The organism is Thermogutta sp., from assembly GCF_039793925.1.
Classification (GTDB): Bacteria; Planctomycetota; Planctomycetia; order Pirellulales; family Thermoguttaceae; genus Thermogutta.
On the sequence record NZ_JBAMME010000316.1, the window covers coordinates 42,267 to 57,652 of the forward strand.

Sequence of the window (15,386 nt, forward strand, 5' to 3'; positions counted from 1 at the left end):
GCGCGAATCCCGCGGCCGGACGCAGTGAAAGGCGTCCGGCCGACAGAGAAATTGGAAGGTCGGGTTCCACCCCGACCCATTACCCCACCTCCAATTCCGATCGTGGGTCTCAGGCGTGAACTCCCTGCTGGAGTGCCTGTTCAATCAGAGCCAGCGTTTCATCGATCTGCTCGACGCTCGTGAAACCGATGGTGAAGCAGTCCACGCATCCTAAGCCCAAGACGTACTTGAGGGATTGCAATCGTTCATCCCGGGAGTTGAGGCCCGTTTCTCCATAGATCTTCATCCCGATGATACCCCGACCGGCGTCATGCATCTTTTTGAGGACGGCCGCTACGTCCTCCGGCTTGCCGTCCATTTTCATGCCGAAGGGGTTGATCCGGGCGAGCTGAATGTCCACCCAGTCGACATCCACAGAGGCAACGAGTGGTTCCCAGCCATGACAGGAAACACCCACCGCTTTGACCCGCCCTTTCTGCTTTTCTTCATAGAGCGCATCCATGACGGGGCGCATGTCGGTTGGCCACGTAGCGGTGGTCATGCAATGCATCAGGACGGAGTCGATGTAGTCCACGCGTAGTTCGCGGCGGAACCGCTCGATATCGGCATGCAGGACCTCGGCACTTCTCGCGCGGGTTTTGGTTTGGATGAAATACTTTTCTCGCGGCACTTTTTGGAGTGCCAAACGAACAAAGACGTGCGTGCTATAGTTGTCGGCTGTATCGATGTAGTGAATGCCGCGGTCGAGGGCGTGGCGAACCATTTTGGTGAAGTTTTCGCTGCCCATGGCCAGTTGCTGGCTTCCGCCCACGGTACCTGTGCCGATGCCCAGCACGGAAGTCTTGAGACCAGTTCGGCCCAGCGTGATGCGATCCACCCCGCTTTTAATGTCGGGCATATGTGGGTGGCCGAACGTCCAGCGACCCGCCAAAGCAGCGCCGCCCGCTGCCGCCATCCCTGCCAAAAACGCTCGTCGTGAAACGTTCATCATGGTCCGGACCTCCTCGCTTGTGTACGTCAGGGAAAAGTCCTGCGTTAGATCTGTGTGAATCATTTTCTCAGCACTGGTTTCACTCGCCCCCGGGATTGGGGACGCGTTCCATTGTACCGAAGGTGCTCCCGGAATCCAGCGACAAGATTTTCGTATTGTGACTCCATCAATTAATGTCCACTGCGTGTGTGATATTTGAAAAATCGTCAAAGTTTGACATCAAAAGTGCCGATAAGCGCGGCGGCACCGTACTGGTACGAACAGGTTTGATGCAGGAGCGAGAAGAGATTCGGCTCATATGGTCAATACCTCTTTAACCTGGCGGCAAATTGCGAAAGATCTGATCCGAAGTTTCGGACTCGAAGTACGTCGCGTACCGCGTTTTTCGGACCGCGACCTGCCGGTGGAAAACGTCCAGCCCTACGCCGATTACGCACCCTGGTTACGTGACGGAACATTCCTAAAGCTTTACGAAAAAATTCGCGATCACACGCTTGTAGACCGGTACCGATGCTGGGAGCTGTGGACGCTCCTCAACGAAGTCCGTTCAGTTCCGGGGATTCTCGTAGAGGTGGGAGTCTGGAGGGGTGGGACGGGTGTCCTCCTGGCCTGTCGTGCCCGGCAATTGGGAATTGATTCCCCGATCTTTCTGTGCGACACGTTCAACGGTGTCGTCAAAGCCTCGCAAAGGGACGCGTTCTATAGAGGGGGCGAACATGCCGACGCCTCGCCCGAAATCGTTGAGCGTCTTGCCGAGACATTAGGGATTGCCCGCATCGAGATTCTCCGGGGGATTTTCCCGGATGAAACCGGTCCTCTGCTTCCGCTTGGTCCCATTCGGTTCTGTCACATCGATGTGGACACTCACGACTCGGCAGCGGATAGTTTTCGATGGATCTGGCCGAGGCTGTCGGCCGGCGGGATTGTCGTCTTCGACGATTATGGGTTCAGCCAGTGTGCGGGAGTAGCCTCCTTTGTGGATAGCTTGCGAGGACAACCGGGGCAAGTGGTTGTGCACAATCTGAACGGCCATGCGGTAGTCGTTAAGACTGGGGCCTGAGAGCGTCCATCCACTGCAGGACGGTTGCCACGGCTGCCCTCCTTTTGCGGGACACGCTACGAAGGAGCATCAACGAAAAAGCAGAAGCAACCGCTGGGTTGCTCCTGCCCTATGACGTCTCCGCGAAATTCTGCATTTGGACGGCGCCGCCCTCGGTGTTGGGGCCACCCCACGGGCCATGCTGGTCACCACAAGGGCGAGCCAGCCGCCTGGAGTGCAGCCTTGGCCTGCTCGACGACCCGGTCGAACCCTTCGGGATCGTTGACCGCCATTTCGGCAAGACTCTTGCGATCCAGTTCGATGCCCGCTTTTTTCAGTCCATCTATAAATCGGCTGTACAACATGCCACGCTGGCGGACCGCGGCACTGATGCGGGTGATCCACAAGCGGCGAAATTCGCGCTTGCGAACCCGGCGATCACGATAGGCATAAACACCCGCTCGAATCAGGGTCTCCTTGACCGTCCGCAGAAGTCGGCGGCGTCCGCCGACGAAACCTTTCGCTCGGCGAAACAGCTTCTTGACACGCCGTCTGCGCGTTGCACTTGTTTTGGTTCGCATAGTACGACTCCCTCGGCAAGCGGGGACAAGGCCCCTTCAGTGCCCTGAAGGCGTTTGACCCTGCCCGCCCCGCGATGTTACCATCAAAAGCTTGCGGATCCCACTTTTTCGATTGCGCTGGATGGCCCTGATAACGCTTAGCAGAAGAAAGGGCCCTTCACGTGCCAATCAAGGGGATAATCCGCTTGGCCTCAACCTTGGAAAGAACATCCGTACCCCGAAGCTGTCGGCGCCGCTTTTTTGACTTCCGCGTCGCCAGGTGGCTCGTCCCGGCACTTCGGTGTTTCACCTTTCCCGTGGCCGTGATCTTAAACCGTTTTGCCGCAGCCTTTTTCGTTTTTTGCTTGGGCATGGAATGAGAAAAACCTTCCTTCCAGACATCAAACCAAATCGTACCCCGCCGCGATGTCGCCGGTCCAAGCCGGTTGGGCGCCTAGCAGAGAGCCGGCAATCGTCATCGCGAAAATACCTATTCTACCCGGGGCTGAATTGCGCGTGAAGCGGGCATGACGGACAAAACAAATCAGTTCAGGAATTGGGAAGCCACGGGTGGTTCCGGTCTGGCGTGAGGGAAAGCCGGGCGCAATCGTTGTCAATGACCGGCGGGGCCCGCTTCTCGGGCCCCTTGGGGGCGAGATTGAACCCTTTCTGCACAAATGGGGGATTTTGGGACAAAAACAGGCCCAGTGGGTCTGGCAAACGCTCGGCCGCGGGGAGGCGGACGGTCGAGATTTGATCCAGACCATGGGCCTCGATTCAGTATATCTGTTGCTGAAAGAAAAATCTAGTTCAGTATTTCCTCGAATGGACATTGCTACATGCAACAGACCAATCGAACGTCGAAAAGCAAACTCAATCGGCGACAGAAGATAAAATTACTATGTCGCTAAACATACTGGTGTTTTGCTTTCCCAGTGATGCTCGATGTGCCGCTAGCGCCAAATGGTTGGGTGCGTCCGGGTTCGCCTCGGAGGCAAAATACGGGCAGACCCCACTCAAGAATGGCACCGGGGCGCAATGGCCCGTCGCCCCAGTCACCAAAACTGGCCTACATTTCAATATCGCAGAACGCAGCGGAGCGCCGTGCGGTTTAGGCACAATCACGAGCCAAGCCAAAGCTTGCGGTCGGGCGATTCGCGCTGACCAGTTTTGGCGGCTTGCCTGCGGTCAGCAGGCAAGTATGACGGTCGGTGAGATGCGAAAGGTGAATCAATGCGGGCCGAATTGATCAATCCGTTCATGCGGTCACTTCAGAAGACGTTCACCACGATGCTCAACTGCCCTGTTCGGCGGACGAGTTTGATGGTCAAGGAGGACTGTCGGGCGTGCCACGAGGTGAGCGGCGTCATCGGACTGACAGGCAAGGCTGTCGGGGCTGTCGTTCTCAGTCTGTCCCGGGAAGTGGCCCTCAAAGCCGCGTCGACTCTCTTGTGCACGGAGATGTCCGACGTTAACGAAGATGTCCTGGACGCCGTGGGAGAACTCACCAACATGGTTGCGGGGGGCGCCAAAGCCGAGCTGGAAGAGTTTCAACTGGCGGTCAGTCTGCCCAACGTGATCACGGGAAAACAACACGAAGTCCACTTCCCCTCCAACGTCGTGCCCATCTCTATTCAATTCACATGCGATTGGGGCGATCTGTCGCTTGAAGTCGGGTTGGCGCTACTCCCCGATGCTGAGCGGACTTCCGCTTCGACAAAACAACTGGTGGAGCAATCCACCTGAGAGTCCGAAACTCATTCCAGGCATCGTCAGTGCAAGTCGTTAAGCTGGAAGATATCCGTCTTCGCTCCGTGACCCGTGAGTCCACCCGCTGCCAACCTCCCAGACGGTAAGGGCCCTATCACAACCACGCAAGCGGCTCAAACCCCAGGCCTCTCCCGTTCAAAACTCCTGTTCCCACGGTTCCGTCGGTGATTCGGAACATGGAAGGATAGCGGTCTTCCCAGCCGCGATTGGCTACCGGACAGTACTGGCGGGCATTGCCTTCGATGGCAGCCACGCCGGGAATGCGAGCGGCCAGTGAGGCCGAGTGGAGGAAAGAATAGCCGGGGCAGGTGAGGTCCTGCACGCACAGGAAAAGCTTGTATTTTTGCGCGGCTGCCGCCATGAGGAGCGCTTCTGAGTGACCCTTGCATGTCTTCAGAGCGACTCCCGAGTAGCCCATCTCACGACTCAGAAGCAGACTTTGAAAATCCACGAGAGACTCATCGATCACGACGGGCTTGATCTCGGCGGCACGGTGCATCCGGTTTTCGGGGTGGGCGCGCAGATCGCGATGGGTGGGTTGCTCGATGTACTGGAGACGATCGAACGCCTCGGGCGCGCGCTCTTTAATTCGCAACATAAATTCCAGCACATACTCAACGTTCTGGCACCGTACATTGAAGTCGGCCGAATAAAACCATCTCTCGCACGCCCGCTTGCGCTGCGTTTCGGCCGTCACAGCATGAATGGCCAGCACCCGTTCTACATCCCAGCGGAGATCATCTCCATTGAGCTTGATTTTGAGGTGCGTGAGACCGTTGAACATGATCCACTCAGGAAGCGTTTCCGGCAGTCCGTCGTTGAGCCGTTCCTTGAGATCCGCATCCGTGAGAGGATCCAGGGCGCCCACCAGGTGGTAGAGCGGCATCCGCGGTGTCGGTTCACGATGGGTGTATTGATCGAGGTACTCACCGCGAAATTCTGCAGAAAGGTAATGTGACAGATCTGCGTTGGCAAATTCTTTTCCCAGCACATTGTAAGAGTTCTGCTCCAGCACTCGGCCGTAGGCATCGTGGAGCGCGGCTTCAAACGGGCTGGCTGCGACGAGCTGGGCCAGTCGCGGCATCCGTTCGGAGAGGTGCAGGTGTTCCTCGACGGAGCGCGCGACGTAGTCGTAAGCAGATGACCATTCCTCCGTGATTTCGAGAGGATGGCCGATGCCCTTGTATTCGCCCAGCCAGGCCTGGAAATGGCTCCCGAAGAGAACCATCGCCTGGAGGGTTTTATCGGGAGGGAGCGTCTGACTTGGCCAGGCCCAGACATTGCCCACGGGCATGGAACCAAACCCTTGAGCCCGCCGTCCGCCACGGGTTTCCACCTCGATGACCACATTCCGCAGGGTCACGTCGGTCACCACCCGGCCACCGAATTTCATCGGGGTTCGGTAGGCGTATTCTTCGGTATTTGTATCCACGCGCACAATGCGGATGTCTGTGGTCTTGCTCATGGTGGTGATCTCCCATACGGCGCGCCGGGCTGGGGATTGGGGCATGTGCGCCACGCTGCCGGACGGCCAGCAGCATCTGATTGTGCCTCTGATTTTCCACGGGAGGAAAGCCCGCCGCAAGACGCGGTGACACGAGAAAGGGCTTGTGCAGGAACTGAAAAACGCACGGGACAGGCAGGCCCCTCGAGGAACTTGGGAGTCCGATTCGCCGCGTTTGTTGAAATTCATTCAAACCATGGTCAGGGTTTTGCGTAGATAATGGCGGGTTGGTTAGTCGTGTAAAAGAGAATTAATAGCTGGCCAATTTGACAAATAAAAACTGAATTATCGCTCCTAGTCGAAAGTGGCATTGTGATGTAAGTTTTTCAAGATGAGACGCAAGTTATTTCCGGGCAACAGCCGCAGGACTTAAACACCGGGAGGGATTCGCGTGGACGATCAGAGAGTTGTAACGCCTGCACCAGGCGCATCCTCAGGGTGTCTTTGTGCGGAAGTCACCGAAGAAGAAAAGCTTGCCCAGCTTGACGACATCCTCGCACAATACCGGGACGTGCCGGGGGGGCTTATCCCCGTACTGCAGATGGCTCAAGCGATTTTTGGATACCTCCCCGAACCGGTTCTAAAGCGTATTGCGCGGGCATTCGGCAAGCCCCTCAGCGAGGTAACCGGCGTGGTGACCTTCTATTCGTTTTTTAACACCGTGCCTCGCGGGCGGCATATGATCCGGGTGTGTTTGGGTACCGCGTGTTACGTTCGGGGAGGCAAGCAGGTGCTTGCAGCATTGCGGGAGGAACTGGGGATCGACGTGGGGGAAACGACTTCAGACCGGAGTTTCTCCCTGGACGTGGGCCGGTGCTTCGGTGCGTGTGGTCTTGCTCCCGTCATCATGATCGACAACGACGTTCACCAAAGGGTCAAGGTGTCCCGCCTGGGCGAACTCCTCCGAAAGTATCGCAACGGGGACAAATGATTATTTTCCGCCAACTTGGGAGATTCTGCAGCCTCAAAAGCCTGCACCGAAGTACAACCATCAAGCAAAAAGCTTCGGCTTTTGGATTCTTCCACAAACAATCCTTCCCGGAAATGTGCCGCATCACGAGGTAGTTTCACGACGGTTTTGGAGTCTCGGTTCGGGGAAAAACCACCAACGGGTCACATGCCTATGAACCGGCCACGGATCACAAGTGTTGAACAGCTCAGCCAGTGGCGTGATAAGCTTCGGACACAACGGACTTCCTGGCAACAGAACGGTGGCCGGGAAGTCCGCATCTGCACAGGCGCCGGTTGCATCGCCTCGGGATCACTCCGCACAAAAGAAGCGCTTGAGCAGAACCTTGTGGAGATGGGGATCCGCGAGCAGTGGCGGATCATCGGGACGGGGTGTATGGGGCCGTGCTTCGGCGGACCCGTGCTCATGGTCGAGGACATCGTATATGAGCACGTTTGTCCGGAGGACACCGCCCAGCTCGCACGGGAACATTTCCTTCAGGGAAAGATTGTGGAGCGACTCACGCACCGCCGTCCTGACGGCAGGCACGTGGCGCGGATCGAGGAGATCGATTTCTTCAAACGGCAAGTGAAAATCGTCCTTCGTAACTGCGGGGAGATCGATCCCACGCGGATCGAAGACTACATTGAGCGGGACGGTTACCAGGCACTGGCGAAAGTGCTCCAGGAGCGCGATCCCGACGGGGTGATCGAGACATTGCGCCAGTCCGGGCTTCGCGGTCGGGGAGGAGCTGGCTTTCCCACCTGGAGAAAATGGGATGCGGCCAGGCGACAAACAGATCCCATCAAGTTTGTTGTTTGCAATGCCGACGAGGGCGACCCCGGAGCCTTCATGGACCGCAGCCTTCTAGAAGGTGATCCCCATAGTGTCATCGAGGGAATGGCTATTGCTGCGGCGACGATTGGAGCGTCGCGGGGCTTTGTTTACGTGCGGGCGGAATATCCCCTGGCCGTGGAACGCCTCCACATTGCCATTGCTCAGGCCAGAGAAACAGGCCTGCTCGGAGAGAATATTCTCGGTTTGGGATTTGACTTCGACATTGAAATCCGCATGGGTTCGGGGGCTTTTGTGTGCGGAGAAGAGACCGCTCTTCTAACCTCAATCGAAGGCAATCGGGGAGAACCGCGTCCGCGACCGCCTTTTCCTGTGGAAAAAGGTCTGTGGGATCATCCCACCGTGCTGAACAACGTCGAAACACTGGCCAATATCCCGGTCATTGTTCTTCGCGGGGGTGAGTGGTATGCCCAGTGGGGCACGCCCAAAAGCCGCGGCACAAAAGTCTTCGCGCTGGCCGGTGGGATCAAGCATGCGGGGCTCGTGGAAGTCCCGATTGGGATGCCCCTCGGGGATTTGATCTACGACATTGGCGGCGGCACGGCCTCCGGCAAACCGTTCAAAGCAGCACAGATTGGGGGGCCTTCTGGCGGGTGTGTTCCCCGACAGCATCTGAATGTTCCTCTGGACTATGAGTCCCTGGCCGAGCTCGGCGCCATCATGGGGTCCGGTGGGCTGATCGTCATGGACGACGATAGTTGCATGGTCGATGTCGCCCGATATTTCCTGGAATTTGTTCAGGACGAATCCTGCGGCAAGTGCGTGCCGTGCCGCGTGGGTACCAAGCGGATGCTGGAGATCATGGAGCGGATCTGCAATGGCCAGGGACAAGAGGAGGATGTGGAACGCCTCATCGAGCTCGGCGAAATGGTCAAGGAGACCTCGCTATGCGGTTTAGGGCAGACGGCCTCCAACCCGGTCCTATCCACCATTCGCCACTTTGGTGCCGAATATGTTGAGCACATTCGTGACAAACACTGCCGGGCGGGTGTTTGCTCAGCGATGGTGGCGGCTCCCTGTGAAAGTGCGTGCCCTGCCAATGTGGATATTCCCGGCTTCGTCGCCCTCGTGGCAGAGCGGCGTTACGCCGAAGCGCTTCGTCTTCACCGCGAACGGAATCCCTTCGCCGCTGTCTGCTCGCGGGTATGTTTCCACACGTGCGAGGATAAGTGCCGCCGCGCCACACTGGATGCCCCAGTGCCCATCCGCGCGATCAAACGGTTTATGGTCGATCAGGAGGTGACGCTGCAAGTTCCGGAGATCCGGGAAAACCCCAAGAATGCCAAGAAAAAAATCGCCATCATCGGAGCGGGACCCGCGGGACTGACCTGCGCGTATTTTCTGGCCCGACTGGGCTACCGTCCGGAGGTCTTCGAAGCTGAGCAACGGCCAGGAGGTATGCTCGTCCAGGCGATCCCGGCCTATCGGTTGCCCAGGGAGGTGGTCGCCCGAGAGGTCCGCATGATCGAGCAGATGGGCGTGGAAATCATAACGGGGATGGCCCTGGGGCGAGATTTCACACTCAGCAGTTTGCACGCCCAGGGCTACGATGCTGTGTTTCTCGGCGTGGGCGCTCCTCAGGGGGCCAAACTCAATATTCCCGGGGAAAACGCTCAGGGTGTGGAGGACGCGCTCAGTTTCTTGCGGACATACAACATTCGCGGGTCGGTACCCGTGGGGCGTCGGGTGGTGATCGTGGGTGGAGGCAACTCGGCTATTGATGCGGCGCGCACCGCCGTTCGTTTGGGCGCCGAAAGCGTCGTGGTCGTTTATCGGCGGAATCGCGAAGCCATGCCGGCCTATGAGGAAGAGATTACGGAGGCCGAGGCCGAAGGCGTCCGCCTTCAGCTTCTCACAGCACCCGTTGAGGTGCTCACTGAAGGTGGCCGCGTGGTGGGCCTTAAGTGTGTTCCCGTTCAGTTGGGTGAGTTTGACCGCTCCGGACGACGTCGGCCCAAAGAAGCCGGTGAGGCCTTCTGTATTCCTGCGGATCAGATTCTTGTGGCCGTCGGGCAGACCCTGGACCTGGAAGCCCTCTGCGGTGATGTTGAACTTCGCAGGAACAGCCGGGGATTTATCGACGTGGACCCGGTCACCGGGCAAACATCGCAGCGGTGGATTTTTGCCGGCGGAGATGCCGTGACGGGACCGGCCTCGGTGGTGGAGGCAGTGGCCGCCGGAGAACGGGCGGCGGTGGGGATCGACATGTTTCTTACTGGCGAAAACCACGCCTTCTGGCGGGACCCCCATCCCGTGGAAACGTCGTTTGACCCTGAGGCTGAGCCAGACCCCACGCCCCGTGAGCCCCTCCGGCTTCTGCCGGTTGAGAGACGTCGCCACAACTTCGACGAAGTGGAACTTCCCTGGCCGGAACCGGTCGCTATCCGACAGGCGCGACGTTGTCTGCGGTGCGATTATGGCAAGCGCAACTCCCATCAGGTGGTGTTACACCAGTTAGGAGAGATTTGATTGAAACGTCTTCCGATAGGACAAGCCATGGATTCCAACGCGGTGACCGAAGCAGCCACTCAGAAATCCACAACCATGGTCAGAATTGCCATCAACGATTACGAGATGGAAGTCCCGGAAGGCACGACGATCCTCTGTGCCGCCAAGAAGGCCGGGATTCGGATTCCGACGCTCTGCTTCGTGGAAAGTCTCAAACCCATAGGAGCGTGCCGGGTCTGCGTCGTCGAGGTGGAAGGAGTTCGGAATCTGGTGGCTTCCTGCGCCACCCGGGTTTGGGAAGGAATGCGTATTTACACCAATACAACCCGGGTTCGTCGGGCACGGACCGCGGTGGTGGAGTTGCTGCTTTCGGAACACAACGGAGAGTGCCAGACGTGTGACCGCAACGGAAATTGTGAACTGCAATCCCTTGCGGCGGAGTTGGGGATTCGGGAGATCAGCTACCGAGGCGAACGGGCACGCAAGCGGCTGGACGTATCAACACCGGCTCTCGTGCGGGACAGCGGTAAATGCATCAAGTGCCGGCGGTGTGTGAGCGTGTGCAATGAAATTCAGAACGTGGGCGCGCTGTTTCCACAATTTCGCGGATTTCAGACTGTCATTGGACCGGCTTTGGGAAGGGATCTCGCCACAGTGGCCTGTGTGCAGTGCGGACAGTGTGCCGCGATTTGCCCGGTCGGCGCGATTTCCGAGCGCGACCACGTGGAGATGGTCTGGGCAGCCCTGGATAACCCCGATAACTTCGTCATCGTGCAGACAGCTCCCGCCATTCGGGCTGCTTTGGGGGAGTGCTTTGGATATCCGCCCGGCACACTCGTCACCGGTAAGATGGTGGCGGCGCTGCGCCGCCTGGGATTCGATGCGGTTTTTGACACGAATTTTGCCGCAGATCTTACCATTCTGGAGGAGGGGACCGAGTTTCTTACGCGGCTTCGTAAAAAGTTTGCGGAGGGCGGGGATGTCCGGCTCCCGATGTTCACGAGTTGTTCCCCGGGATGGATCCAGTACATGGAGTTTTTCCATCATGAACTTCTGGGGAATTTATCGACCTGCAAATCGCCGCAGCAGATGTTCGGTGCAATAGCCAAAACGTATTATGCAAACAAGCTGGGAAAGCGACCTGACGACATTTTTGTTGTTTCTGTAATGCCGTGTACGGCCAAGAAGTTTGAGGCAGCCCGCCCGGAAATGACGGCCAGCGGCACCCGCGACGTGGACGCCGTGTTGACCACCCGGGAACTTGCGAGAATGATCCGAGTGGCCGGTATCGATTTTGCATCCCTCCCGGAGGAAGAGATGGATGCCCCGTTAGGGCTCTCTAGCGGTGCGGGCGATATTTTTGGACATACAGGTGGAGTCATGGAAGCTGCCTTACGAACGGTGTACGAGTTGATTACCGGCCGGCAGCTTCCTGCCCCAGATCTCCACGTGCCCGGTCTTGCTGGACTCGAGGGCATCAAGGAGGCCGAGATTCCGCTCACCCAGCTCAAGCCAGAGTGGAGTTTCCTGGAAGGAATCACCCTCCGCGTTGCTGTGGCCCACGGTCTGGCCAATGCGGAACGATTAATTCGGGTGATCGAAAAAAGGGAAAAAGAATATCACTTTGTGGAGGTGATGGCGTGCCCGGGCGGCTGCATCGGCGGTGGCGGTCAACCCCGCTACACCGATAACCGTGTTCGCCTTGCCCGAATCGCCGCACTCAAGAAAGAGGATGAACACAAGGCTATTCGCAAGTCCCACCTGAACCCGCAGATTCAGCAACTCTATGCGGAATACCTGGGACAACCTCTAGGCGAAATGTCGCATCGCCTGCTGCATACCCGCTATGTCACTCGGGAACCGAACTGACCTTTGCCCAGCCGTTTCGCTTTCACGCGTTGCCTGTTGTGGACTGCCGAAAATCCCCCTGGGCGCGTGTCCAGGGGGCGCAGAGTGTCATGGCAGGCACGGTGAAATCTCACCACGGACCGCGGATATAGTAATATCCGAATTGGTCGGTATCCTGCGGCCAAGCGGGGGTGGGACGCAGAGGAACAGCACCGCCCATCGCGGGTCCCGGCCAGTTGCGAGTGTATTGGTGATCAATGGTCGTTACCCGCATGTTTCCCACTCCCCAGCCCCAGTGGGTTTGAAATTCTGCAGTTGGGGGAACAACCACGGCAACGGGCGCACCCCAAGCGCCGTTGTAGTAGTCCCCGTACCAGGGGGTGCACATGGCGCGACGGGCGGCCCGTTTTCCAAAGAATGTGTTCTCGCCGGCCAAAAGGTCGGTCGATGCAAGGCTCGCTGTGAGCGCAATCACCACACCGATCGTGACTGATAACTTTGCTTTCATGGTTGTTGTCCTCATCTACGCAAGCTGACGTTCCTTCTACGAGCATGCGGTAGAGATATCGCCGGGAGCCGGTACCTTGATCTCGTCGGTTTTCTGCTTGTGTTGCTCAGCACTCGACGGCGCAAGGTTGCCAGGCCAAGAGGTTTACCACCAGCAAACACTCACCCGCGTCCAACCTCCTTGGGGGTTCTTCCTGACAATTACCTTTCGATGGGGATACAGGAACTCGTGGGGATAAAGGGGCTGGTAGGTAACCCAGGTATGGCCAACGTACGGGGGCGTCGGGACTGGTGCCACGTATAGAGGCGCAGAAATCGCCCCCGGTGCGGCCGGCGCCCAGTAACTGGGGAACAGATCTCCCGCCCTGTGATTCCGCGCGTCAGAACGGGCCGGTTCGTGAGCGAGGGCGGTCCCCCACGCCATCACCATCCCGGTGGTCAGACCGATCGCGAGGCATATCGCCCAACGTAAACCCATCCGTTGATTTCTCGATCCGCTCATCATCCTATCCTTTCTGCGTGTGGTCCGTCCGTGTCATTGTGAAACAAGTGGCAACCTGCCTGGCGATACCATCTGCGGACTGGTTCTCCTTTATAGAGGATTCGGCCACTCTGGACAAAAACAGTGAGACTTTATAAAAGGAGTTCGAGGGGGCTGAGGATTTGTCGCGGCTGTGAAACACCTCTCCTGTGGGCATAGCTCGTTACGATCGCTATAATGCGAATTTCTTTCCTGTTTTTGTTTTCAACACGGACGTGTGATCGCGATGGGAGTTTCTACCGCAAAACTAGAACAGCAGAGTCTTCAGACTATTGAAAAATCGCGTCAGGCAGGTCGTGCCGAGACTCCGTCCACGGCAGGTGGAAATGGGCAACCGCGCCCTCGGGTGAGTGCTGAGGCCCTCGCGGCCAAACAGCGCGAGATCTCGGTCAGCGAATTCTTCGCCAAAAACCGCCACCTGCTGGGGTTTGATAATCCCCGGAAGGCGCTGTTGACGGCCGTCAAAGAGGCCGTGGACAACGCCCTGGATGCGTGCGAAGAGGCAGGGGTTCTGCCGGAGGTGTGGGTCCGCATCGATCCCACCGGAGAGAGCCGCTACCGCGTTATCGTGCAAGACAACGGGCCGGGCATCGTCAAAAAGCAAATACCCCTCATTTTCGGAAAACTGCTTTACGGTTCGAAATTCCACCGGCTTCGGCAAAGTCGCGGACAGCAGGGAATTGGCATCAGTGCGGCCGGTATGTACGGCCTTTTGACCACCGGAAAACCGGTGAGCATTGTTTCCAAAACCGGTCCCAAGAAGCCTGCCCATTTTTATCAAATTCAAATTGACACGAAAAACAACCGACCGGAAATCGTCAACGGCAAAGGGGATGGCGTCGATATCCCGGCGAATGAGAATATTGGTGAGTTTCTCCAGCCCTTCGGCTTGCCCTGGAATGATGTGGAACACGGGACGCTGGTGGCCATCGAACTTGAAGCGAAATACCAGCGGGGACGGGGAAGCGTTGATGAATACCTGTTCCAGACGGCCATCGCCAATCCCCACGTGACACTCCACTATCAGGATCCGGAGGGAAAAACCCGGGACTTTCCACGGGTTGCGGAGCAGTTGCCGCCCGAGCCCAAGGAAATTAAACCTCATCCTTACGGTGTGGAATTGGGCTGGCTGGTAACGATGCTCAAGGATACGAAGGCGAACACGCTGAGCGGCTTTTTGACGGATTCCTTTTCGCGGGTCAGCCCTGCGGTGGCGCAAAAGATTTTGGAAACGGCAGGCTTGAGTAGCCGTGCCAATCCGCGGCGAGTCAGTCGTCACGAGGCGGAGACGCTATTCCAGGCCCTGCAAACGACAAAGATCCAATCACCGGCCACGGATTGTCTTTCACCCATCGGGGAAGAACTCATCCTGCGGGGACTGCGACAACTGGTTCCCGGTGAGTTTTACACAGCCGTCACGCGTCCCCCGGCAGTGTATCGCGGGAACCCATTCCAGGTGGAAGTCGGCCTGGCCTACGGTGGAGCTCCCGCCACTTACCGGGTCTCGTTGGAGACTCTGGAGGAACTGCTCGCCGAAACCGACGCGCGAACACTCCGGCAGTTCTTGACCACGACGTTCGATGGCATCAGTGCCGAGGGTGCGGACAAAATTCTTCAGCAGGCACGCTTGAAAGCGCGCATGTCTCCTGCCAAGCTCAAGGCCAGGGAGCGTCAGCAACTCTGTGAGGCGCTGCAAAGCGTCAACCTCACAGAAGGGCAGACCATGACCGTGCTCCGCTATGCCAACCGCGTGCCGCTTCTCTTCCAGGCCGGAGCCTGCGCAATCACGCAGACAGTAATGAGCACGAATTGGCGACCCTACGGGTTGAGCCAGTCGCGCAACTCCCTGCCAAGCGGTCCGGTGACGCTCCTTGTGCACTTTGCCAGCGTGTGGGTTCCGTTCACCAGCGAATCGAAGGAGGCCATCGCGGCCTATCCGGAAATTCAGAAAGAGTTGCGGCTGGCATTTCAAGCCGTCGGTAGGCGTCTGGGAATGTACCTGAGACGGCGTCTGCGCGTCCGCCAGCAGGGCGAACGACGGAATATCTTTCTCCGCTATCTCAAAGAGGTGGCAAACGCCGTCTCGATAATGCGAGGCGTGGACCGGGACGAAGTATATCGGGACCTCATGGAGGTGGCCAAACGCGTGACGGCCGAGGCCGACATCAAGCTGGATGAGCATGGGCGTCCCGTCCGTGACGATCTGACGCCAGAGGAGTTTGACGGTGCGGTCATTATCGTGAATCCGGAGAACGAAGGAGAAGTGGTGACCGCTGCGAAGAAGGAATCCCCGGTCCAGTTGCAAATGTTCTAACTGCGCCTGAGGATGGCCCTCTTATCGTGCCTTGGACGGGAAGAGTTTAGGACCAGCGCG

11 protein-coding genes are annotated in these 15,386 nt (G+C 57.9%); 6 read left to right on the plus strand and 5 right to left on the minus strand.

Features of this window, described 5'->3' with window-relative positions; all coding sequences use genetic code 11:
- Window positions 1-109: 109 nt before the first annotated feature.
- Window positions 110-991 (minus strand): aldo/keto reductase, encoded by an 882-nt coding sequence (locus ABJK56_RS17230; protein ID WP_347245920.1) that lies wholly within the window; start codon window positions 989-991, stop codon window positions 110-112.
- A gap of 298 nt (window positions 992-1,289) precedes the next feature.
- Between ABJK56_RS17230 and ABJK56_RS17235 the strand changes: the two genes are divergently transcribed.
- Complete coding sequence (locus ABJK56_RS17235) at window positions 1,290-2,051, plus strand: TylF/MycF/NovP-related O-methyltransferase (protein WP_347245921.1); 762 nt, start codon at window positions 1,290-1,292, stop codon at window positions 2,049-2,051.
- Window positions 2,052-2,236: 185 nt separating this feature from the next.
- Here the strand turns inward: ABJK56_RS17235 and rplT are convergent, their stop codons facing one another.
- Window positions 2,237-2,611, minus strand: a complete 375-nt coding sequence (rplT, locus tag ABJK56_RS17240) for a 50S ribosomal protein L20 (protein ID WP_297034016.1) — start codon at window positions 2,609-2,611, stop codon at window positions 2,237-2,239.
- A gap of 157 nt (window positions 2,612-2,768) precedes the next feature.
- Window positions 2,769-2,963: a 50S ribosomal protein L35 gene (gene rpmI, locus ABJK56_RS17245; RefSeq protein ID WP_347245922.1), complete on the minus strand. Its 195-nt coding sequence runs from the start codon at window positions 2,961-2,963 to the stop codon at window positions 2,769-2,771.
- An 860-nt stretch (window positions 2,964-3,823) separates the two neighbouring features.
- On the opposite strand from rpmI, the gene ABJK56_RS17250 reads away from it, so the two are divergent.
- A complete protein-coding gene (locus ABJK56_RS17250; RefSeq protein ID WP_347245923.1) occupies window positions 3,824-4,336 on the plus strand; it encodes a chemotaxis protein CheX in 513 nt (170 codons plus the stop codon).
- A 118-nt stretch (window positions 4,337-4,454) separates the two neighbouring features.
- Here ABJK56_RS17250 and ABJK56_RS17255 read toward each other — a convergent pair whose 3' ends face one another.
- Window positions 4,455-5,825: a mandelate racemase/muconate lactonizing enzyme family protein gene (locus ABJK56_RS17255; RefSeq protein WP_347245924.1), complete on the minus strand. Its 1,371-nt coding sequence runs from the start codon at window positions 5,823-5,825 to the stop codon at window positions 4,455-4,457.
- Between the two features lie 430 nt (window positions 5,826-6,255).
- On the opposite strand from ABJK56_RS17255, the gene ABJK56_RS17260 reads away from it, so the two are divergent.
- The 3 genes from ABJK56_RS17260 to ABJK56_RS17270 all read left to right on the plus strand — a co-directional run bounded on the left by ABJK56_RS17260 (window position 6,256) and on the right by ABJK56_RS17270 (window position 11,985).
- The gene (locus tag ABJK56_RS17260) at window positions 6,256-6,795 is read left to right on the plus strand and encodes an NAD(P)H-dependent oxidoreductase subunit E (protein ID WP_347245925.1); all 540 of its coding nucleotides are present in this window, start codon (window positions 6,256-6,258) and stop codon (window positions 6,793-6,795) included.
- 192 nt (window positions 6,796-6,987) lie between these two features.
- Window positions 6,988-10,137 (plus strand): FAD-dependent oxidoreductase, encoded by a 3,150-nt coding sequence (locus tag ABJK56_RS17265; protein WP_347245926.1) that lies wholly within the window; start codon window positions 6,988-6,990, stop codon window positions 10,135-10,137.
- Complete coding sequence (locus tag ABJK56_RS17270) at window positions 10,138-11,985, plus strand: NADH-dependent [FeFe] hydrogenase, group A6 (protein ID WP_347245927.1); 1,848 nt, start codon at window positions 10,138-10,140, stop codon at window positions 11,983-11,985.
- A gap of 109 nt (window positions 11,986-12,094) precedes the next feature.
- Here ABJK56_RS17270 and ABJK56_RS17275 read toward each other — a convergent pair whose 3' ends face one another.
- Window positions 12,095-12,472 carry a hypothetical protein gene (locus ABJK56_RS17275; RefSeq protein ID WP_347245928.1) on the minus strand — a complete coding sequence of 126 codons (378 nt, stop codon included), beginning with the start codon at window positions 12,470-12,472 and terminating at the stop codon, window positions 12,095-12,097.
- A gap of 766 nt (window positions 12,473-13,238) precedes the next feature.
- On the opposite strand from ABJK56_RS17275, the gene top6B reads away from it, so the two are divergent.
- Window positions 13,239-15,326 (plus strand): DNA topoisomerase VI subunit B, encoded by a 2,088-nt coding sequence (top6B, locus tag ABJK56_RS17280; RefSeq protein ID WP_347245929.1) that lies wholly within the window; start codon window positions 13,239-13,241, stop codon window positions 15,324-15,326.
- The last annotated feature ends 60 nt before the right edge of the window (window positions 15,327-15,386 follow it).